The sequence below is a fragment of the Sphingomonas naphthae genome, assembly GCF_028607085.1.
GTDB classification, from domain to species: domain Bacteria; phylum Pseudomonadota; class Alphaproteobacteria; order Sphingomonadales; family Sphingomonadaceae; genus Sphingomonas_Q; species Sphingomonas_Q naphthae.
Map to the genome: position 1 here is coordinate 1,838,811 of NZ_CP117411.1, position 20,435 is coordinate 1,859,245.

The window sequence follows — 20,435 nt, forward strand, 5'->3', positions numbered from 1 at the left end:
GATCAGTGCCGCACGCGGATCGGCGATGGCATCGGCGCGCTCCTTCTCCGATCGCGGACTCACTCTGGAACGATCGAGCGCACGAAGACGCCGACCGCGCGCGCATCGCTGCCGCCATCCGTGGGTGCGTTCGACGTGAGAGTGATGCGTTGATTATCACCCTGCCGCTGCGGGAAGCGCAATTGCACGGTCTGGCCAGGCAGGAGCGAGAAGTGCTGAGACACCCCACCGAATGTCACCTGCCCAATCCGCTCGACGGGGCGCCGGTTCTCAAGCACGAGCGAGATTTGGCCATCTCGGGATGGCAGTTCGATGAAGGATTCCGCCGTCGTGAACCGGCCATCCATCTCCGTCGAATGCCAGGACGCGCCTTCCGCGACGGTCATCGCGCACGCCGACAAGGGTAGCGGGTCCAGCCACTTGCGAAATTCGTAGATCTGCGCGGTCTTGGCGTTCGCATCGTCATAATAGAACCACGAAAGACCCGCCCGCCTGAACTTGCCGATCAGATAGTCTTCCTGAAAACCAAGCTCCATCCACCCGCGCCATCGCATCACGGCGGCGGTGCCCCAATCCAGTCGGAGGCCCCATTCATAGGGCATGGTGGGCTGCAACCCCCGATAGATCGGTTCACCGGCCAACAGCAGCCGACCGCCAGGCTGGAGCATATCCCGGAGCTGGGGAATGACCTCCTCGAAGTTCAGGCAGTGATGGAAGCATTCGTAGAACAAGATCAGGTCGTAGGCGCCCGGATGCCCGGCGGGATTGTAACCAAAGGGTTGATGATGCGCGGTAAGGTCGACCCGAAAATGGTCCGACATCGACTGAACGGCCTTGCAGAAGCCGGGGCTGATATCGACGGTGTCGACCTTCGCGCCAAGGCGGGCGAAAGCGAGAGCGTTCTGGGCGAAGCCCGCGCCACATTCCAGGACCCGCGATCCCGCACGGACATCGCTGCGCAACATGATGTGGCCCATCGCCATCAAATGCAGGCCGGCTTCCTTTGAATCGCCCGTCAGATAGAAAGCCGGGCGGTAGATCGCGTCCATGTCCGCGACTTCGGGCGTGTCTTCATTGATGAGAGGCTCGTATGCGTCCTTCCCTGTCACCTCCTGCCAAAATCTCAGCTGCTGCTGAAGATAGGCCTCCGTATCCGGACCGATCGACAAATCGAACCATTCGGGCAAGGCGAGGTAGGCCGCACCAAGCTCATGATGACGCGACGGATCCCGAAAGACTTGTAGCGCATTATCGAGCCCCGAAACCGTCAACATGAAAGGATTTCTCCGCGTCATCTGTTCGTCGAACTGGAAGCTGGTCGAAGCCGCCCGGCGGGTTGATGCCATGCGGAATATCCCACCGCAACGTCATTCCCCCCTCCGGCTCAGCTATCCGACCTGAGGGCCCTAGCGACGGTCCTTCGTCGCCGCGAAGCGCAGCGCGGGGAAGCGACCGGTGATATAGTTCAGTTCCCACGCGTCCTTGGCCATGAACACCGGCGCGCCGTCGCGATCCTCCGCCATCGCCGCGCGATGCTGGCCGACGAATTCGTCGAGCGCCTTGGGGTCGTCCGCCGTCACCCAGCGCGCCGTATCCCAGGGCGACGCCTCGAAACCCGCATCCACCTTATATTCGGCCTGCAATCGCGAGATCAGCACGTCGAGCTGGAGCTGGCCGACCACGCCGACGATCCATTGCGAGCCGATCGAGGGGTGGAACACCTGCATGATCCCCTCTTCCGCCATGTCGTTGAGCGCGTTACGCAGCTGCTTGGTCTTGGTCGGGTCGGCGAGGCGGATGCGGCGCAGGATCTCGGGCGCGAAATTGGGCAGCCCGGTGAAGCGCAGCACCTCGCCCTCGGTCAGCGTATCGCCCACGCGCAGGGTGCCGTGGTTGGGGATGCCGATGATGTCGCCCGGCCACGCCTCGTCCGCCAGCTCGCGATCGCGGGCGAGGAACAGCAGGGGCGAATGCACCGCGATCGTCTTGCCGGTGCCGATCTGCGCCAGCTTCATGCCGCGTTTGAAGCGCCCCGCGCACAGCCGCATGAACGCCACCCGGTCGCGGTGCTGCGGGTTCATGTTGGCCTGCACCTTGAAGATGAAGCCCGCCACTTGGCTCTCCTCGGGCGAGACGTCGCGCGGCTCGGCGGGCTGGGCGCGCGGGCCGGGGGCGAAGCCCGACAGCGCGTCGATCAGCTCGGCCACGCCGAAATCCTTGAGCGCCGACCCGAAATAGACCGGCGTCAGGTCGCCCGCGCGATAGGCTGCCATGTCGAACGCCGCATAGCCCGCCTGCGCCAGCTCGGCCTCCTCACGCAGCAGCGCCGCGCCCTCGGGCGACAGCACGCCTTCGAGCGCGGGATCGTCGAGGCCCGCGACCGGCACGACCTTGCCCTCGAAGGCGCCGGTGGCGTCGTCGGCGGGCTGGTAGAGGCGGTTGTAGGCCAGATCGTAGATGCCCTCGAACGTGCCGCCCATGCCGACCGGCCAGCTCATCGGGCACACGTCCAGCGCCAGCGCGTCGGCCACCTCGTCGAGCAGCTCGAACGGCGCCCGCCCCTCGCGATCGACCTTGTTGACGAAGGTGATGATCGGCACGTTGCGCAGGCGGCACACCTCGAACAGCTTGCGCGTCTGCGCCTCGATGCCGCGCGCCGCATCGATCACCATCACCGCCGAATCGACCGCCGTCAGCGTGCGATAGGTATCCTCGCTGAAATCCTCGTGGCCCGGCGTGTCGAGCAGGTTGAAGGTGATGATCGTGCCGTCCGCCTCGGTCCGCTCGAAGGTCATCACCGACGACGTGACCGAGATGCCGCGCTGCTGCTCGATCTTCATCCAGTCGGATCGCGCCCGGCGATTGGCGCCGCGCGCCTTCACCTCGCCGGCGAGATGGATCGCGCCGCCGACGAGCAGCAGCTTTTCGGTGAGCGTGGTCTTGCCCGCGTCGGGGTGGGAGATGATCGCGAAGGTGCGGCGTTCGGGGAGGTTCGTCATGTCGGCGGCGCGATAGCAGCGCGGGGCGGCAGGCGAAAGCGCGCTTGCGGGCGCGGCGGCGCTGCGCCACCCTGCCCCGATGCTGATCCGCACCGCCTCCCTCGACGACGCGGCCGCCGTCGCCGACATCTACGCCCATCACGTCCTCCACGGCACCGGCACGTTCGAGGAGGTGCCGCCCCAGCCCGAGGAGATGGCGGCGCGGATGGTGAAGGTGCTGGCCAAGGACTGGCCCTGGCTGGTCGCGGAGGGCGAGGACGGCACGATCGCGGGCTATGCCTACGCCACCCAGTTCCGCGACCGCGCCGCCTATCGCTTCTCGTGCGAGAATTCGGTCTATGTGCGCGAGGGGCTGCGGGGGAAAGGCATCGGCGGCGCGCTGCTGGAGGCGCTGGTGGCGGCTTCGGCCAGGGCCGGCTTCCGCCGCATGTTCGCGGTGATCGGCGACAGCGCCAACAGCGGCTCGATCGCGCTCCATCGCCGTTTCGGCTTCCACGACGCCGGCCTGCTGGAACAGGCCGGATGCAAGTTCGGCCGCGACCTGGACGTGATCTTCATGGCGCGGGCTCTGTAACCATCGTTCCTCCCCGGCACGGGGAGGGGGACCATCCGCAGTATGGTGGAGGGGGCTCACCCCATACGCCGCGCTTCGTGGATGAGCCCCTCCGTCAGTCTTACAGGCTGCCGCCTCCCCGCATCGGGGAGGACCGCGTCAGTTGCCCTTCTTCCGCACGATGATCCCGAAACTCGTCGTCACATACGGCCCCAGCACCACCTTCAGATGCTCCGGTCCGTAGGGCGGCATGTCGATATGCTGGTCGTCGGGCTGCTCGCCCTGATCGAAGTTGAACGGCGCCACCGCGTGCCCGGCCGCGATCAGGCGCGCGGCGAGCTTCTCCATGTCGCGGCGGCGGAACAGCACCGTGCCCTGATTGTCGACCGTCTTGCGGTTCGACGTGAGGTTGAGTTCGGAGGTGTGGACCGCCACCCCGCCCGGCCTCAGCGTCGCGATCGAGGCTTCGACGAAGCGCAGCCCCTTGGCGATCGAGCCGAGATGTTCGTAGGCGCAGGCCGACCAGCAGAAGTCGAAGCCGGTCAGGTCGGCGGGGATATGGTTCATGTCCACCGCGCGGAAGGCGACATGCCGGCGCAGCGTCGCCTCGTCGCAGATGTCGGGATAGACCAGCCCGTCCAGTTCGGAGCTGTGCTGGTTGGTCGCCCGCCATTCCAGCGCGCGGGCGTCGTCCTGCGGCAGATCGGTCGCGACGACATCGACGCCCATCGCCGCCATCAGCGCCGGCAGACGCTCGCCGCCGACCCCGAAGCCCAGCCCGCGCCGGCCCGGCCGCAGCGCCCCGGCCCGCTCCAGCGCCTGGAGGATGTAGATGAATTCCCACTGCTTGCGGTGGCGGTGGCGCGGATGGTGCAGCCGCGCCACCCACTCGTCATAGACCGGCTCGTCGAACTGCGCGGCGGTGCACATCTGCGACACCGGTTCGGTCAGCAGGGCCGGCCCGGTCACACGTGGCACGGCCGACGTGTCGGTGCCGAACAGGCTTTGCAGGAAGGATGGCCGCTGCTCGCCGAATATCTCCGTGCGTCCCGCACCCACCGCCCGCGCGAAGCGGCCGCCATCCTCCGCGCCCATCAGGGTCACCGTCGCCGCCGAGGCGGACGCATCGGTTTCGTCCAGAATGATGACCGCCAGCGCATAGGTTTCGTCGGGCCGCGCCGTCCCGTCGATCACGATCTCGCCGCCGTCGCGCGCCAGATCGGCCAGCGGGCGGATGAGCGTCGCGACCTGACGCGGCTGGGGATTGAGATCGCTGGGCAGCGCGCTGACCCGGAGCTTCAGCCGCCCGCGCGTCGCCGTGAGGTCGTCGAGCCGCAGCCGGAAACGGATCGGGCCGGGTCGGGCGTGCACATAATGCGTGTGCAGCCCATATTTCGCCGACGGCAGCGGCGCCTCGCCGCCGAGGCCCGCGATCCGGCTCCTCGCCTTCGGAAAGTAAGCGAAGGGATCGAGGTCGCGCTCATAGCCGTCGATCGGGGAACTCATCGGACTGGCATAACCCCGGTTACAGAAAAGCCCAGCCGATCGGGGATCTGGCTGGGCTCATCATGGTGGGCGCGGCTGGGATTGAACCAGCGACACCTGCGGTGTGAACACAGTGCTCTACCACTGAGCTACGCGCCCACTGTCGGTCGCGTCCACCCTCCGGGGAGGGCTTCGGCAGGCCCGATATCGTGGCGGACATCGAACCGGAAGGGGCGCTTAACCGCTGGAATCGCCGCTGTCCAGCGCCCCGATGCGGTTTAGTTGACCAGATCCTTGAGGCCCTTGCCCGGACGGAACTTGGGCTGGGAGGACGAGGCGATCTTCATCGGCTCGCCGGTGCGCGGGTTGCGGCCCGTGGAGGCCTTGCGCTTGCTGACGGAGAAGGTGCCGAAGCCCACGAGGCGGACTTCGTCGCCGCCCTTCAGCGCGGACCCGATGGTTTCGAGAACGGCCTCGACGGCCTTGGACACGTCGTTGCGGCCAAGGCCGGTGTTTTCGGCGACAGCGCCGATCAATTCCTGCTTGTTCATTTTTTTATCCTCTCCCCCTTGCCGGAGGGGGCCATGTAAAGCCGCGAGAACGGCCCGAGTCAAAAGGAAAAAGCGGCGGAAAAGCGATGTCTTCCAGCGCCTGGTTTTGCGGAAATCCTCCCCTGCAAGGGGAGGGGGACCATCGGCGCAGCCGATGGTGAAGGGGTGACCCGCCCTCGATGGCGTGACACCCCTCCGTCAACCCTGCGGGTTGCCACCTCCCCTCGCAGGGGAGGAGCACTCTAGTGGCGCAGCGTCGCCTCCGCGCCGCTGCCCAGCGCGACCGGCGCGGCGGCCAACTCGTCGGCCTCGGTCCAGTCGATCGGGGCGATGGGGCCGGCGAGCGCCAGTTCCAGCACCTGATCGACATGGGCGACGGGAATGATCTTCAGCCCCTCGCGCACATTGGCGGGGATTTCGGCCAGATCCTTCTCATTCTCCGCCGGGATCAGCACGGTGGTGATCCCTCCGCGCAGCGCCGCGAGCAGTTTTTCCTTGAGGCCGCCGATCGGCAGCACCCGCCCACGGAGAGTCACCTCCCCGGTCATGGCGACATCGCGCCGCACCGGGATGCCGGTGAGGGTCGAGACGATCGTGGTGACCATGCCGATGCCGGCCGACGGCCCGTCCTTGGGCACCGCCCCTTCGGGCAAATGGATGTGCACGTCCTTGCGGGCGAACAGGCTGGGCTTGATGCCATAGCCCGGCGCGCGGGCGCGGACGAAGGAGAAGGCGGCCTGCACCGATTCCTGCATCACCTCGCCCAGCTTGCCCGTCGTCTTGACCAGCCCCTTGCCGGGCACGGTGACCGCCTCGATCGTCAGCAGTTCGCCGCCCACCTCGGTCCAGGCGAGGCCGGTGACCGCGCCGATCTGGTCCTCCTCCTCGCCGATGCCGAAGCGATATTTCCGCACGCCGGAGAATTCGGCCAGCGTCTCGGCGGTAACCTCCACGCTCTCGGCCTTGCCCTCCAGGATGCGGCGCAGCGACTTGCGCGCCACCTTGGCCAGTTCCCGCTCCAGCGTGCGGACGCCGGCCTCCCGCGTGTAATAGCGGATCAGGTCGCGCAGCGCGTCCTCGGCGAGCGAGAATTCGCCAGCCTTCAGCCCATGCGCCTCGATCTGCTTGGGCAGCAGATGCGTCGTCGCGATCTCGACCTTCTCGTCCTCGGTATAACCCTCCAGCCGGATGATCTCCATCCGGTCGAGCAGGGGCTGCGGCAGATTCAACGAGTTGGCGGTCGTCACGAACATCACATCCGAAAGATCGACGTCGATCTCCAGATAATGATCCTGGAACTTGCCGTTCTGCTCCGGGTCCAGCACCTCCAGCAGCGCCGAGGCCGGATCGCCGCGGAAATCCTGGCCCAGCTTGTCGATCTCGTCGAGCAGGAACAGGGGGTTGGACGTGCCCGCCTTCTTGAGATTGGTCACGATCTTGCCCGGCAGCGAGCCGATATAGGTGCGGCGGTGGCCGCGAATTTCCGCTTCGTCGCGCACGCCGCCCAGCGACTGGCGCACGAACTCACGCCCCGTCGCTTTCGCGATGCTGCGGCCGAGCGAGGTCTTGCCGACACCCGGCGGGCCGACGAGGCACAGGATCGGCCCCTTCAGCTTGTTGGTCCGCGCCTGCACCGCGAGATATTCGACGATGCGGTCCTTGACCTTTTCCAGCCCATGGTGGTCGGCGTCCAGCACCGCCTGCGCGGCGGCGATGTCCTTCTTGACCTTGGATTTCTTGCCCCACGGCAGGCCGAGCAGCACGTCGAGATAGTTGCGCACCACCGTCGCCTCGGCGGACATCGGCGCCATGCCCCTGAGCTTCTTCAGCTCGGCGGTGGCCTTGGAACGCGCTTCCTTCGACAGCTTGGTCGTGGCGATCTTCTGGGTCAGCTCGGCGATCTCGTCGCTGCCCTCCTCGCCCTCGGCCCTGCCCAGCTCGCGCTGGATCGCCTTCAGCTGCTCGTTGAGATAATATTCGCGCTGGGTCTTCTCCATCTGCCGCTTCACGCGGCTGCGGATCTTCTTCTCGACCTGCAACACGCCCAGCTCGCCCTCCATGAAGGCGAACACCATCTCCAGCCGCTTGGCCGGATCGAGCTCGACCAGCAGAGCCTGCTTGTCGGCGACCTTGATGGCGATGTTGGCCGCGACCTGATCGGCCAGGCGCGAGGGATCCTCGATGTCGCCCAGCTGCTTGGCGGCGTCACCGGAGGCCTTCTTGTTGAGCTTGGCGTAATTCTCGAACTGCTCGACGACCGAGCGCATCAGCGCGGTCCGCTCCGAATTGGCGGCCTCGTCGCTTGCCTGCTCCTCGATCAGCTCGATCTCGCCGGTCAGGAAGCCCTCGCCTTCCTCCATCGTCTTGAGCGAGGCGCGCTGGCGCCCCTCGACCAGCACGCGCACCGTGCCGTCGGGCAGCTTGAGCAGCTGGAGCACGGTGGCGATCACGCCGAGATCATAGACCGCGTCAATATCGGGATCGTCCTCGCGCGGATCGAGCTGCGAGACGAGGAAGATCGACTTGTCGGCGGCCATGGCGCTCTCGAGCGCGGCGACCGATTTGGCGCGGCCGACGAACAGCGGCACGATCATATGCGGGAAAACGACGATATCACGCAGGGGAAGAATAGGCAGCGTCTGGGACATGAAGACTCCTGGAACCCCAGCTTCCATCCGGGGCTTTGCAACCTATATGGGCGTGGTTGCCGAGTGGATCAATGCGCCGCCGCGATTGCGTTTCGCATGGCAACATGCTTTGGGAAAATCGTGGTTTCCGAGACCGTAACCTCTCCCCCGGCGGCCGTTTCGGCCGGCCCGCGCGCCTCGCGTGATCACGCGATCGACCTGCTGCGCGGGCTCGCGCTCATCACCATCACGGTCAACCATCTGACCGGAATCGTGGTGCGCGGCGGCATGAAGGGGATGCCCTTCCCCACCCTCTCCCATTATGGCTTTTCCAGCGCGGCGGAGATTTTCTTTCTGCTCTCGGGCTACCTCGTCGGGCTGGTCTATCTGCGGCACGATCGGCCGACCGATCTCGGCCGGTTCGGCAAGGCGATGCTGGCGCGGGCGGGCAAGCTCTACGCCTATAATCTGGCGCTGTTCCTGCTGGTGCTGCCGCTGGTGTGGGTGTCGCGGAAACTCGCCTGGATCACCTTCTACCGCTATTTCCTGAATGGCGGGATGGGCAGTTTCGGCCAGTTCCTGATCGTCTACGTCCAGCCCTTCTGCCTCGAAATCCTCGCCGCCTATATGGCGCTGATGCTGCTGGCGCCGCTGTTCGCCTGGGGGCTGGTGCGCTGGCCCAAGACGTCGCTGCTCGTGTCGATCGTGGTGTGGGCCGTCTCCTACCATTATTCGTGGCTGCGGCTGCCGGGCGGCACGCCGGCGGGCGACTGGCTGTGGAATTTCAGCCCCGGATCCTGGCAATTGCTGTTCTTCTGCGCGATGGCGGCGGGGCGCTGGCGCCTGCTCGATACAGTGCGCGCGCGGGTGCAGGCCAATCACTGGTATTTCTGGGGCGCGCTGGCGGTACTGGCCGTGCTGACCTTGATGTTCCTGTCCGAAGACTGGTTCCGCATCCATTTCTATGGCCAGAACAAGGAGCGGCTCGGCGCACTGCGGGTGTTCCATGCGCTGGTCGTCTGCGCCGTGGGGCTGAGCGCCTTCTGGGCCTGGCCGCGCGTTCAGACCATGGTGCCGGGGCGGCTGATCTCGGCGATCGGCTCGGCCTCGCTCCCCTGCTTCGTGGCGAGCGTCGCGATCAGCTATGCGGCGGGCTATCTGTGGCTCGAATATGACCCCAGCCACACCGCCTATCTGCTGTTGAGCGGCGCTTCGATCGTAGCGCTGATCCTCTTCGCACAACTGCGCCGCGTCCTCCTGGCCCTGCGGCTGCGCCTGCCCGATCTGCGGGCGCAGCCGGCGATTTAGTGGTCCAGCTGCGCTGAACCAGGGGCGGCACCAGCCCGCTCCCCCACCCGGCCACCCAACGGCAGTATCTTATGGGTGGCCGGGTGGGGGAGCGGGCTGGTGCCGCCCATCCGCCGTGAGGCGGATCAACCCTTACGGCATCAGGCGTACGTTACCCAGATACTCGCGCGCCCAGCCCGCTTCCTTGGGCATCGCCAGCGACCGATAGGCGACCTGCACCACATACAGATCGTTCGGCCCGTTGATGGCGCGGGCGAAGGTCGTCTCCATCTTGCCGGTCGCCGTGTTCATCCGGCAGTCGTAGCGCAGGCCGGCCGAGCCGCCCATCGGCACCGCCGTCGCCGATCCCTTGGGGCAGGCCGCCGACAGTTTCTTCGAGAGTTCGGTCAGGAAGGTCGCGGCCGGCACCTTCATGCCGATCATGCGCTGGGTGGTGATCATCGTCGTCCACGCTTGCACGGTCTGTCCCTTGGGGACCAGCTCAACCATCTGCATCTGCGCGTTGCTGGCATTGTAGCCGACCACGAAATTGGGCGTCGGCGGCGCCATGATCCGTTCGGCGAGCGCCGGTGCCGCCAGAGCCGCGCAGCCTAACAGGCCCGCCGCCAGCTTCATCCCGTTCCGCATGATCCTCTCCTTGATCGTTCGGTACGGGATCAAGTGATGGGCGGGCGCGAAGGTTCCGGGTCCGCAATCGATCGCCGACCCGCTGCCGAGCCGCTATAGCCCGCGCCATGACTCGCCCCACCGCCAAGATTTGCGGCCTCTCCACCGCCGTCACGCTCGACGCCGCCATCGCCGGCGGCGCGAGCCATGTCGGCTTCGTGTTCTTCCCGAAGAGCCCGCGCGACATGCCCCCCGAAGCCGCCGCCGCGCTGATCCAGCGCACGCCGCGCGGCGTCGCCACCGTCGGCGTGTTCGTCGATCCCGATGACGAACTGATCGACCGGGTCGTCGCCGCTGGCATCGGCGCGCTCCAGTTGCACGGCAAGGAAAGCCCAGAGCGCACCGCCGCCCTTGCCGCCCGCACCGGGCTGGAAATCTGGAAAGCCGTCCCCGTCCGCACCCGCGCCGATCTCAACATGGCGAAGAGCTATCGCGGTGCCGCGACCCGCATCCTCTACGACGCCAAGGTGCCCGAGGGCGCCGCCATCCCCGGCGGGCTCGGCCTCCGCTTCGACTGGACCCTGCTGGACGGTTTCGCCCATCCTTTGCCCTGGGCGCTGTCCGGCGGGCTCGATGCGGACAATGTCGCCGAGGCGATCGGCGTCACCCAGGCACGGCTCGTCGATGTATCCTCAGGGGTGGAGAGCGCGCCGGGCGTCAAGGATGTGGACAAGATCGCCCGCTTCCTTCAATCGGTCGCGCGTCTATGAACGCTCCCAACTCCTTCCGCGCCCAGCCCGACGATACCGGGCATTTCGGGCAGTTCGGCGGCCGCTACGTCGCCGAGACGCTGATGCCGCTCATCCTCGATCTGGAGCGCGAATATCGCGCCGCCCAGTCGGATGCCGATTTCCAGGACGAGCTGGATTGGCTGCTCAACCATTATGTCGGCCGCCCCAGTCCGCTCTATTTCGCCGAGCGACTGACCGAGGCGCTGCGTGACGCCGCGCGCGCCAAGGGGCTGGAGGGCAAAGGCCCGAAGATCTACCTCAAGCGCGACGAGCTGAACCACACCGGCGCGCACAAGATCAACAATTGCATCGGCCAGATCCTGCTGGCCCGCCGCATGGGCAAGACGCGGATCATCGCCGAGACGGGCGCCGGCCAGCATGGCGTCGCCACCGCCACCGTCGCGGCGCGCTTCGGCCTGCCGTGCGTGATATTCATGGGCGCCAAGGACGTCGAGCGGCAGCAGCCGAACGTGTTCCGCATGAAGCTATTGGGCGCCGAGGTCCGCGCGGTCGAGAGCGGCTCGCGCACCCTGAAGGACGCCATGAACGAGGCGCTGCGCGACTGGGTCGCCAACGTCCACGACACGTTCTACATCATCGGCACCGCTGCCGGCCCGCACCCCTATCCCGAACTGGTCCGCGATTTCCAGTCGGTGATCGGCAAGGAAGCGCGCAAGCAGATCATGGCCGCCGAAGGGCGCCTGCCCGATCTGCTGGTGGCCGCGATCGGCGGCGGATCGAACGCGATCGGCCTGTTCCACCCCTTCCTCGACGACAGCGAAGTCGCGATGCTGGGCGTCGAGGCGGCCGGCCACGGGCTGGACACCGACCAGCACGCCGCCAGCATCGCCGGCGGTGAGCCCGGCGTCCTCCACGGCAACCGCACCTATCTGTTGCAGGACGAGGACGGCCAGATCACCGAGGCCCATTCGATCTCGGCCGGGCTCGACTATCCCGGCATCGGCCCCGAACATAGCTGGCTGCACGAGAGCGGCCGGGTCGACTACGAGAGCGCGACCGACCGGGAGGCGCTCGACGCTTTCCAGTTGCTCTGCCGCACCGAGGGCATCATTCCCGCGCTCGAACCTTCGCACGCCATCGCCGCCGTTGCCCGCAAGGCCATGGAAATGCGGAGCGACCAGATCATCGTCGCCAATCTGTGCGGGCGTGGTGACAAGGATATCTTCACCGTCGCCGCCGCTCTGGGGGTGTCGATATGACCCGCCTGACCGATACGTTCGCGCGCTGCGCGGCCGAGGGGCGCGGCGCGCTCGTCACCTTCGTAACCGGCGGTGACCCCACCCCCGCCGCTACCCCGGCGATCCTCGACGCGCTGGTCGCGGGCGGCGCCGACGTGATCGAGCTGGGGATGCCCTTCACCGATCCGATGGCCGACGGCCCGGCGATCGAATTGGCCAACCTCCGCTCGCTCGCCGCCGGCACCCGCACCGCCGATCTGCTCGCCATCGCCACCGCCTTCCGCGCGCGCCATCCGCAGGTGCCGCTGGTGCTGATGGGCTATGCCAATCCGATGGTGCGGCGCGGGCCGGGCTGGTTCGCCCATGCCGCCGCCGAGGCTGGCGTGGACGGCGTGATCTGCGTCGATATCCCGCCCGAGGAGGATGACGCGCTCGGCGCCGCCCTGCGGGGCGCGGGGGTCGACATGGTCCGCCTCGCCACCCCGACCAGCGATGCCGAGCGGCTCAAGACGATCGTGAACGGCGCGTCGGGCTTCCTCTATTATGTCTCGGTCGCCGGCATCACCGGCAAGCAGCAGGCACAGCAGGCCGCGATCGAGGAGGCGGTCACCCGCCTGCGCGACGCGACCGATCTGCCCATCGCGGTGGGCTTCGGCGTCCGCACGCCGGCCCAGGCCTCGGCCATCGCCCGCGTGGCGAACGGCGTGGTGGTCGGATCGGCCATCGTCGAGATCGTCGCCACCGCCGCCGCCGAGGGCCGTGACCCCGCGCCGGCGGTGCAGAGCTTCGTCAGTGACTTGAGCGCCGCCGTTCGCGGCGCGCGGCAGGAGATGGCGGCATGAGCTGGCTCGATCGCGTCCGCAACGCGCTTCCCTTCGCGCCCCGGCGCGACGTGCCCGACAATCTCTGGCAGAAGTGCCCGAGCTGCGGCCAGATGGTGTTCGCCAAGGAGTGGGAGGAGAATCTCTCGGTCTGCCCGAAATGCGGCTTCCACGGCCGCATCGGCCCCGACGAGCGCTTCGACCAGCTCTTCGACGGCGGCATCTACACGCCGCTGGCCCCGCCCGAGGTGCGCGAGGATCCGCTCAAATTCCGCGATTCGGCGAAGTACGTCGATCGCATCAGGAAGGCGCGGGCCACCACCGGCGATCAGGACGCGCTCATCAACGCGCGCGGCGAGATCGAGGGGCTGAAGGCCGTCGTCGGCGTCCAGAATTTCGCCTTCATGGGCGGATCGATGGGCCTCGCCGTGGGTGCCGCCTTCGTCGCGGGCGCCGAGGCGGCGATCGCCGATCGGTGCCCCTACATCATCTTCACCGCCGCCGGCGGCGCGCGCATGCAGGAGGGTATCCTCTCCCTCATGCAGATGCCCAAGACCACCGTCGCCATCGCCCGCCTGCGCGAGGCCGGCCTGCCCTATATCGTCGTGATGACCGACCCCACGACCGGCGGCGTCACCGCCAGCTATGCGATGCTCGGCGACGTACAGATCGCCGAACCGGGCGCGCTGATCGGCTTCGCCGGCCAGCGGGTGATCGAATCCACCATTCGCGAGAAGCTGCCCGAGGGCTTTCAGCGGGCCGAATATCTGCTCGATCACGGCATGCTCGACATGGTCGTCCACCGCGCCGAGCTGCGCGCCGAACTGGCGCGGCTGATCGGCTATCTGTGCCCCCAATCCGCCTGACGGGCGCCGGAGCGGCCTGAGATGGCGGACCATGCGGTCTCGTCCGATCCGGCGGTGCAGGCCCAGCTCGACCGGCTGGCGACGCTCTCACCGGGTGCCGACATCCTCGGACTGGAGCGGATCACGGCGCTGCTGGCGCGGGTCGGCGATCCGCACTTCCGCCTGCCGCCCGTGTTCCACGTCGCCGGCACCAACGGCAAGGGATCGACCTGCGCCTTCCTGCGCGCCGCGCTGGAGGCCTCCGGCCACACCGTCCATGTCTTCACCAGCCCGCATCTGGTGCGCTTCAACGAGCGGATCCGTGTCGCCGGGCGGCTGATCGAGGATGCGCTGCTCGCCGATCTACTGCGGGAGGTGCTGGATGCCGGCGCTGACGTCGGCGCCAGTTTCTTCGAGGTCACGACCGCCGCGGCCTTCCTCGCCTTCGCCCGCATCCCCGCCGACGCCTGCGTGATCGAGGTGGGGCTCGGTGGCCGGCTCGACGCGACCAACGTGATCCCCGCCCCCGTCGCCTGCGGCATCGCCCAGCTCGGCATCGATCATCAGGCTTTCCTGGGTGACACGATCGAGCAGATCGCCGCCGAGAAGGCCGGCATCGCCAAGCGCGGCGTGCCCCTCCTCACCCAGCATTATCCGCGCGGCCAAGCCGAGCAGATCGGCCGTGTCGTGCAGGATACGGGCGCCCCCTGGATGGCCAAGGGCGGCGCATGGGATGCGACGGTCCTGAAGGGCCGCCTCCACTATCATGACGCGGCCGGCGAGCTTGAGCTACCGCTGCCGCGCCTGCCCGGCCGCCATCAGGCCGGCAACGCCGCGCTGGCGGTGGCGATGCTGCGCCACCAGCAGGCGCTGCCGATCGCGCCGACCGCCTATCGCGCCGCGATGGGCTGGGCCGAATGGCCCGCCCGCCTCCAGCGCCTCACCACCGGCGCGCTGGCCGATCGGATGCCGGCGGGCTCGGAACTCTGGCTCGATGGCGGCCACAACCCCGCCGCCGCCCTCGCCATCGCCGATTTCCTGAAAAGTCGCGGGCAAAAGGCGGCGCTGATCGTCGGCATCCTCGCCAACAAGGATCCCGCCGGCATCCTCGCGCCGATCGCGCCTTACGCCACCAGCATCCACGCCGTCCCGATCCCCGGCCACGCCCATCACGATCCCGACGCGCTGATCGCGCTGGCCCGCGCGCATGGCTTTGCGGGCGAGGCGGCGGCGGACGTACCCGGGGCGCTCGACCGCATCCTCGCCGGAGAGGTGCCGCCGATGGTGCTGGTGATGGGCTCGCTCTACCTCGCGGGCCGCGTACTGGAAGCCAACGGGACGCTACCGGAGTAACCCCCCATGCCGTGCTCCTGCGCAGGCAGGAGCCTAGGGTTACGGAACGGTAGGGAACGAGCTTCGACCGTCGGCACTGTCAGAGCAGCACCTCGTCACGCGCCCTCGACACAACCACATTCGATCCGGTGCCTAACTCTGGGCTCCTGCCTACGCAGGAGCACCGGCGCGGTTGGGGCGGCCAACCGTGGCCCATGATCGCCCATCCCCTCGCCGTCTGCAATTATTGCGATTGACTTGCAATAGCGTGCCATGCTTTTCTCTCGTCATCGAGAGGAGACAATCCATGTCGGACACGCCCGAACTCACCCGCCTGCTGCCGATCGCGGCGCCCACCTGTCACAACCGGCGCATCCTCCTCTTCGCGATCCGGCGGATCGCGGCGCATGGGCTGGACGATGCCCATGCCGCCCATGCGATGATCGGCTGGTTCGGGCTCGGCTTCCGCCGCCCGCTCATCCTGCTGCGCGCGCTCATGGCGGAAATGTCGCGGGTGTCGGCGCGCAAGATCGTGGTCGCGCCCTGCTGCTGCAACCGCATGACCGCGACCGAGGCGGGCATCCTCTCCGCCGTCGACGGCGCGGTGCGCGATCCGCAGGGCGCGCACGACATGCTCAGCGAATTGCTCGGCGTGAAGCATTGCCTCGGCGCGCTCGGCAGCGCGCAGGCGCTGGGCCAGGCGTTCGCCGATCTCGGTCACCCATTCGAGCAGGAAGAGTTGCACTGAACGCACGTTGCGATGCAACAAACAACATTGCGTCAGTGCGCAATATTATTATGTCTACTCACGAGCGGGACATTGCCGCTCGTGAAAGGGAAAGACATGAAGCTGTTTGAGAACACCCTCAGCCTCACGCTGGTGGTTGTGGCTCAGGCGCTCGCGGTAGGCATCGTCCTCGCCGCGTAACTCCTTGATCCGGCGAGGTTGAAGCCCCCTCGCCGCACAGGATCGAGATATCGAGAGAAGCGCCTCGTCGAGCGACCGGCCGTATGGCGATGCCAGCGGCCGGCACGCAAGACCCTTCGCCGTCCCCTTACCCCTGTCCTGCCCGCGCCGCCGCTCTGGCCTGCCGCTGCGCCCGCGCCTTGCGCCATGCCGTCCGCGTGAAGATCGCCGCCCATGGCAGGATGATCGCCGTCGCGATCATCGCCAGATCGCCCGTCAGCGCGACCACGCCCAGCACCATCGCCGACAGCGACGACGGTAACAGGATGAAGCCGGTCGATCGCGCCTCCATCCGCACGAGGCCGGGCCGGATCATCCCGATCAGCCCGACGACGATCATCAGCACCGCCGCGATGAAGCAGAGGCCGGCCACCAGATCCCGCATCGATCGTCACCCGTTCCGCGCCATGGCCGGTGCCACGCGCGGGATCAACGTGCGGGCGGCGCCTCCGGCTCCCGCCGGCGCCGCTCACACCATCGCGGCGACGAGATCCTTGATCGGCACGAAGGCGAAGGCCACCGAACTGTCCGCCACGCCGTAGGGCACGAACAGCATTCCATCCTGCTTCAGCGCGCCGCACGTATAGACCACGTTGGGCACATAACCCTCGCGATCCTGATCCGCCGCCGAGAAGAGCGGCTGGGTCATCCGGCCGATCACCTTGGAGGGATCGTCCTTGTCGAGCAGCACCGCGCCGATCGAATATTTGCGCATCGCGCCGACACCGTGGGTCAGCAGCAGCCAGCCCTCGTCCAGCTCGATCGGCGAGCCGCAATTGCCGAGCTGCACCTGCTCCCACGGATAGCGCGGCTCCAGCAGCAGCTGGCCCTCGCCCCAATAATCGAGCCGATCCGAACGGATCAGGAAGACATTCTCGCCATCCTGCCGGCCGATCATCAGATAATCGCCGCCCACCTTGCGCGGGAACAGCGCCATGCCCTTGTTGCGCGCCGCCGGCCCGCTCATCGGCGCCAGCTGGAAACTGCGGAAATCCTTGGTGCGCAGCATTTCGGATCGGATGCCCGAGCCGTTATAGGCGGTGTAGGTGCCTAGATATTCCATGCTGCCGTCGTCGTGCGTGAACTGCACGAGGCGGAGATCCTCCAGGCCATTGCTCTGCGCCGCCGTCATCGGGAACAGCACCGTGCCCGACAGCGAGCTGTCCGGGTTGCGATGCACCTCGATCGCGCCATTCTCCAGCTCGGCCGCGCTGTCGGCGGCGGTGGCGAAGGGCGGCTCGGACATCAGCTCGAACACCGACCCCGGCCCGACGATGCCCTCGCGGAAGGCAACCGAGGAGATATGCCCCTCGCCGACCGCGCGCAGCGACATGGCGATGCGCACCGCGCCGTCCGACAGGCCCGACTGGTCGGGATGCGGCACGATCGACGGGTTCATCAGCGCCGCCGCCGCATAGCTATATTCGTGGCAGAAATAGGCGCCGATCAGCTGGCGATGCGCCTCCGACAGCGAATCGCCGTCCAGCTTCAGCGCATTGGCGATCGCCGCGTAACGCGTGCGGAAGACGTTGCGCGTCTGCCAGTGGCGCGCCTCGAAGTCGCGCAGCACCAGTTCCAGCTCTGCGTCGGCCTCGGCCTCGCTCAGCGCCAGCACGGCGTTGACGATCCGCCGCACGCGGCCCGGCTTGCCCGGCATGACGTTGGCGTCGATCGCGATATGGAAGGGCCGCACCACGACCCGTGCCGGATCAGCCTGCAAACGCAGCGGACACGCTATGACGTCGAGCAACCTGTCGTCTCCCCGGCCGCGACCGCGACAGATGCGGCCTCAGAGCGCCTGTCTTAGCGCGAGAGGCCGGGGCCGCAAGCGTCGCGGCCCACGATCGGGCAAGTTCAGCCGGCTTTCAGCGTTTTCACCGGTGTCGCGGGCGTTTCCTCGCCCCGCCCGGCGGCGTGCATTTCGGCGATCGTGCAGCAGGCGAACTGGAAGGCCAGCACGGACTCGGCACCTTGGTTCATGTTGATCCGGTCGCTCATCAGCCCGTCGAAGCAGCCGCCGTCGTCGGACGCCAGCGGCAGGCCGACATCATTGTCGCCCAGATACCAGCGGTAGGCCCGCTCCGCCGCCGCGGCCCAGCGCGCGTCGCCGGTGATCGAATAGGCCAGCGCCGTCGCGTCGAGCGAGGCCCAGGCCTCCAGCGGTTGCTGGTCATAGGGCAGCGGCGGGCGATATTCGCGGCCGAAGCTGTCGGTGCCGACCGCGCGGAACTGGCCGGCGGGGTTGGTCTGCACCGCATCGATCCAGGCGAGCGTTTCCAACCCGGCATCGATCAGCGCCTGATCGCCCAGCACGTCGCCGGCGCGCAGCAGCGCTTCGGGCAGACGGGCGTTGTCATAGGCGAGCGTCGCTTCGAACCAGGCCCAGTCGTCGCGCCGCGCCACGGCCAGCTGCGTCATCAGCCGATCCGCGAAGGTGCGGACGAGCGTGCGGGCCAGTTCATGGCTTGGGTGCGATCGCAGCACGGATTCGGCGCCGAACAGGCAGAAGGCCCAGGCCCGCTGCGATCCCAGCGCCAGCGCCGACGGCGCCACCTGATCGAACAGATGCAGCGCCCAGCGCTTCAGTTCGGGGATACGCCCGCGCTGCACGGTATCGCCGATCGACCAGAGCGAACGGCCGAAACTGTCCTCCGAGCCGACCGCCTCGAGCCAGCTGCGATCGAAGCCCATGAAGTTGCGGAACCGCCCCTGATCGCCGTTCCAGGCATGCTGGACGAAGGAGGCATAGACCGTCGCCAGCGCGTCGGCGCGCTCGGCGTCGGCCGCCGGCATGCGGTGCATCAGCATCAGCGCGCGGCAATTGTCGTCGACGCAATAGCCATGGTCACGATCGGGGACGCTGAAGATCGAATGCTGGATGATGCCCGTTCCGTCGGACAATCGCTCCACCGCGTCGAGGCGCGGCGTCACCGGGTCGAGCCGGCCGGGGCGCTTGCGCTTGAGCCGCACCGGCTTGCGATCGAGCGCGCGGGTGCAGATGCGCAGATAGGCGTCGGCCAGCATGTCCCACGTCATGCCGCGCCCGACATCATAGGCCCGCTCGCGCATCGCCAGCAGACGCTGCGGATCGTCGAGCAAACCGCCGATCGCGCGCGCGAACCCGTCGCTGCTCCCGAAATCGATCAGCGCGCCCACGCCGTCGGCCAGCAATTCCTCGGCATGCCAGTAAGGCGTCGACACCACCGCCCGGCCCAGCGCCACCGCATAGGAGAGCGTGCCCGACGTGATCTGGGCGGCATTGAGGTAGGGCGTGACGTAGATGTCGGCCGCCGACAGGTAATCGAGCAGATCCTCCTGTTCGAGAAAGCCATCGATGAAGCGGATATTGTCCGACACGCCCAATTCGCCGGCCAGCGCCTTCAGGCTGTCGCGGTAGACCTCGCCTTCGCGGGCGACGAGGTGCGGATGGGTCGCGCCGAGCACGACATATAGCAGGTCCGGCCGCGTCGCCGTCAGCGCCGGCAGCGCGCGGATCATCGTCTCGATGCCCTTGTTGGGCGACAGGAGGCCGAAGGTCAGCAGCACGCGATGCCCAGCGAAACCGAAGCGCGGCTTGAACATGGCGGGGTCGGTCATCGGCCTATCGGGCACGCCATGCGGCACCACGGCGATCAGCGATGCCGCGATGCCGTGAACGCGGCGCAGGATGTCCTTGCCCTTCTCCGCCATCACGATCAGCGTCGATGCCCGGCGCGCCAGCGCCTCGATCACGGCGCGCTGATCCGCGTTCGGCTCTTCCAGCACCGTATGCAGAACCACGACGACCGGCGCCTCGACCCGGTTGAGCACCTTCAGCAGATGCGCGCCGGCATGATCGCCGAAAATGCCATATTCATGCTGGACGAGGACGACATCCGCCTCGCTGTCGTTGATGCGCTGGGCGGCGAGATGATAGTCGCTCACCTCTTCCTGCGCGATTTCGCAAACGACTTCAGGGCCATAGGCATAGGTGCTGCCGGGATCGGTCATCGCGTAGAGATCGGCGGCCAGTTCGGGCTTGTGGGCGATCATCGCGTCGCGAACATGGGTGGTATAGGTGGCGATGCCGCACAGCCGCGGCAAGCTGTTGCCGATCATCGCGATGCGCCGCACCGACTTGATCCCCTGGCCTTCGCTCATCACATCTCCGTCGCGCAGCAGCCCGCCCATGGGGCTAAGTTTTGGGATTGGCACGGTTTTCACCTTGCCCAGGGATGAATGTTCATCGGGGCGAAAGGTTGCATCGATCGCGCTGCGGCGCAAAAGGAATCGACGAACCGTTTGGGGTATCCGATCATTTCTACGTTGACGGTTGAGAGTGTTAGGCTATTTGGGCGCAGGGACGGCGTTC

17 protein-coding genes and 1 tRNA gene are annotated in these 20,435 nt (G+C 67.4%); 8 read left to right on the top strand and 10 right to left on the bottom strand.

Annotated elements, in window-relative coordinates; translation table 11 throughout:
• Window positions 1–59: 59 nt before the first annotated feature.
• Window positions 60–1,346 carry a class I SAM-dependent methyltransferase gene (locus PQ455_RS08695; RefSeq protein ID WP_273691009.1) on the bottom strand — a complete coding sequence of 429 codons (1,287 nt, stop codon included), beginning with the start codon at window positions 1,344–1,346 and terminating at the stop codon, window positions 60–62.
• 60 nt (window positions 1,347–1,406) lie between these two features.
• Window positions 1,407–2,999: a peptide chain release factor 3 gene (locus PQ455_RS08700; protein WP_273691319.1), complete on the bottom strand. Its 1,593-nt coding sequence runs from the start codon at window positions 2,997–2,999 to the stop codon at window positions 1,407–1,409.
• 79 nt (window positions 3,000–3,078) lie between these two features.
• On the opposite strand from PQ455_RS08700, the gene PQ455_RS08705 reads away from it, so the two are divergent.
• On the top strand, window positions 3,079–3,573 hold the full coding sequence (locus PQ455_RS08705; RefSeq protein ID WP_273691012.1) for a GNAT family N-acetyltransferase: 495 nt from the start codon (window positions 3,079–3,081) through the stop codon (window positions 3,571–3,573).
• Between the two features lie 138 nt (window positions 3,574–3,711).
• Here PQ455_RS08705 and PQ455_RS08710 read toward each other — a convergent pair whose 3' ends face one another.
• From PQ455_RS08710 to lon, 4 genes are all read right to left on the bottom strand, one after another.
• A complete protein-coding gene (locus tag PQ455_RS08710) occupies window positions 3,712–5,058 on the bottom strand; it encodes a class I SAM-dependent methyltransferase (protein ID WP_273691015.1) in 1,347 nt (448 codons plus the stop codon).
• 63 nt (window positions 5,059–5,121) lie between these two features.
• A tRNA-Val gene (locus tag PQ455_RS08715) sits at window positions 5,122–5,196 on the bottom strand.
• Between the two features lie 119 nt (window positions 5,197–5,315).
• Window positions 5,316–5,588, bottom strand: coding sequence for an HU family DNA-binding protein (locus PQ455_RS08720; RefSeq protein WP_273691017.1), 273 nt, complete (start codon window positions 5,586–5,588; stop codon window positions 5,316–5,318).
• A 242-nt stretch (window positions 5,589–5,830) separates the two neighbouring features.
• The gene (lon, locus tag PQ455_RS08725) at window positions 5,831–8,236 is read right to left on the bottom strand and encodes an endopeptidase La (RefSeq protein ID WP_273691020.1); all 2,406 of its coding nucleotides are present in this window, start codon (window positions 8,234–8,236) and stop codon (window positions 5,831–5,833) included.
• 120 nt (window positions 8,237–8,356) lie between these two features.
• On the opposite strand from lon, the gene opgC reads away from it, so the two are divergent.
• Complete coding sequence (gene opgC / locus PQ455_RS08730) at window positions 8,357–9,523, top strand: OpgC domain-containing protein (protein ID WP_273691023.1); 1,167 nt, start codon at window positions 8,357–8,359, stop codon at window positions 9,521–9,523.
• Window positions 9,524–9,655: 132 nt separating this feature from the next.
• Here opgC and PQ455_RS08735 read toward each other — a convergent pair whose 3' ends face one another.
• Complete coding sequence (locus tag PQ455_RS08735) at window positions 9,656–10,150, bottom strand: hypothetical protein (protein WP_273691026.1); 495 nt, start codon at window positions 10,148–10,150, stop codon at window positions 9,656–9,658.
• 107 nt (window positions 10,151–10,257) lie between these two features.
• Between PQ455_RS08735 and PQ455_RS08740 the strand changes: the two genes are divergently transcribed.
• The 6 genes from PQ455_RS08740 to PQ455_RS08765 all read left to right on the top strand — a co-directional run bounded on the left by PQ455_RS08740 (window position 10,258) and on the right by PQ455_RS08765 (window position 15,865).
• A complete protein-coding gene (locus tag PQ455_RS08740; RefSeq protein ID WP_273691029.1) occupies window positions 10,258–10,899 on the top strand; it encodes a phosphoribosylanthranilate isomerase in 642 nt (213 codons plus the stop codon).
• Window positions 10,896–12,140 carry a tryptophan synthase subunit beta gene (gene trpB / locus PQ455_RS08745; protein WP_273691032.1) on the top strand — a complete coding sequence of 415 codons (1,245 nt, stop codon included), beginning with the start codon at window positions 10,896–10,898 and terminating at the stop codon, window positions 12,138–12,140. The genes PQ455_RS08740 and trpB overlap by 4 nt, the downstream gene beginning before the upstream one ends.
• Window positions 12,137–12,961: a tryptophan synthase subunit alpha gene (gene trpA / locus PQ455_RS08750; protein ID WP_273691035.1), complete on the top strand. Its 825-nt coding sequence runs from the start codon at window positions 12,137–12,139 to the stop codon at window positions 12,959–12,961. The genes trpB and trpA overlap by 4 nt, the downstream gene beginning before the upstream one ends.
• A complete protein-coding gene (accD, locus tag PQ455_RS08755; RefSeq protein ID WP_273691038.1) occupies window positions 12,958–13,806 on the top strand; it encodes an acetyl-CoA carboxylase, carboxyltransferase subunit beta in 849 nt (282 codons plus the stop codon). Before trpA ends, accD begins: the two co-directional genes overlap by 4 nt.
• Before the next feature lie 21 nt (window positions 13,807–13,827).
• Window positions 13,828–15,138 carry a bifunctional folylpolyglutamate synthase/dihydrofolate synthase gene (locus PQ455_RS08760; RefSeq protein ID WP_273691040.1) on the top strand — a complete coding sequence of 437 codons (1,311 nt, stop codon included), beginning with the start codon at window positions 13,828–13,830 and terminating at the stop codon, window positions 15,136–15,138.
• Window positions 15,139–15,424: 286 nt separating this feature from the next.
• A complete protein-coding gene (locus PQ455_RS08765) occupies window positions 15,425–15,865 on the top strand; it encodes a DUF6628 family protein (protein WP_273691041.1) in 441 nt (146 codons plus the stop codon).
• Window positions 15,866–16,172: 307 nt separating this feature from the next.
• Here PQ455_RS08765 and PQ455_RS08770 read toward each other — a convergent pair whose 3' ends face one another.
• The 3 genes from PQ455_RS08770 to PQ455_RS08780 form a co-directional block, all read right to left on the bottom strand.
• On the bottom strand, window positions 16,173–16,469 hold the full coding sequence (locus PQ455_RS08770) for a hypothetical protein (protein WP_273691042.1): 297 nt from the start codon (window positions 16,467–16,469) through the stop codon (window positions 16,173–16,175).
• A gap of 84 nt (window positions 16,470–16,553) precedes the next feature.
• On the bottom strand, window positions 16,554–17,834 hold the full coding sequence (locus tag PQ455_RS08775) for a glycoside hydrolase family 130 protein (protein WP_273691044.1): 1,281 nt from the start codon (window positions 17,832–17,834) through the stop codon (window positions 16,554–16,556).
• A 104-nt stretch (window positions 17,835–17,938) separates the two neighbouring features.
• Window positions 17,939–20,224, bottom strand: coding sequence for a glycosyltransferase family 4 protein (locus PQ455_RS08780; protein ID WP_273691046.1), 2,286 nt, complete (start codon window positions 20,222–20,224; stop codon window positions 17,939–17,941).
• Window positions 20,225–20,435: the final 211 nt, after the last annotated feature.

Coding starts and splice junctions, on each gene's coding strand:
- PQ455_RS08740 (WP_273691029.1), top strand. CDS start 10,258: ATGACTCGCCCCACCGCCAAGATTTGCGGCCTCTCCACCGCCGTCACG.
- PQ455_RS08720 (WP_273691017.1), bottom strand. CDS start 5,588: ATGAACAAGCAGGAATTGATCGGCGCTGTCGCCGAAAACACCGGCCTT.
- PQ455_RS08765 (WP_273691041.1), top strand. CDS start 15,425: ATGTCGGACACGCCCGAACTCACCCGCCTGCTGCCGATCGCGGCGCCC.
- PQ455_RS08735 (WP_273691026.1), bottom strand. CDS start 10,150: ATGCGGAACGGGATGAAGCTGGCGGCGGGCCTGTTAGGCTGCGCGGCT.
- trpA (WP_273691035.1), top strand. CDS start 12,137: ATGACCCGCCTGACCGATACGTTCGCGCGCTGCGCGGCCGAGGGGCGC.
- lon (WP_273691020.1), bottom strand. CDS start 8,236: ATGTCCCAGACGCTGCCTATTCTTCCCCTGCGTGATATCGTCGTTTTC.
- PQ455_RS08695 (WP_273691009.1), bottom strand. CDS start 1,346: ATGGCATCAACCCGCCGGGCGGCTTCGACCAGCTTCCAGTTCGACGAA.
- PQ455_RS08705 (WP_273691012.1), top strand. CDS start 3,079: ATGCTGATCCGCACCGCCTCCCTCGACGACGCGGCCGCCGTCGCCGAC.
- accD (WP_273691038.1), top strand. CDS start 12,958: ATGAGCTGGCTCGATCGCGTCCGCAACGCGCTTCCCTTCGCGCCCCGG.
- PQ455_RS08760 (WP_273691040.1), top strand. CDS start 13,828: ATGGCGGACCATGCGGTCTCGTCCGATCCGGCGGTGCAGGCCCAGCTC.
- PQ455_RS08700 (WP_273691319.1), bottom strand. CDS start 2,999: ATGACGAACCTCCCCGAACGCCGCACCTTCGCGATCATCTCCCACCCC.
- PQ455_RS08780 (WP_273691046.1), bottom strand. CDS start 20,224: ATGAGCGAAGGCCAGGGGATCAAGTCGGTGCGGCGCATCGCGATGATC.
- PQ455_RS08710 (WP_273691015.1), bottom strand. CDS start 5,058: ATGAGTTCCCCGATCGACGGCTATGAGCGCGACCTCGATCCCTTCGCT.
- trpB (WP_273691032.1), top strand. CDS start 10,896: ATGAACGCTCCCAACTCCTTCCGCGCCCAGCCCGACGATACCGGGCAT.
- PQ455_RS08770 (WP_273691042.1), bottom strand. CDS start 16,469: ATGCGGGATCTGGTGGCCGGCCTCTGCTTCATCGCGGCGGTGCTGATG.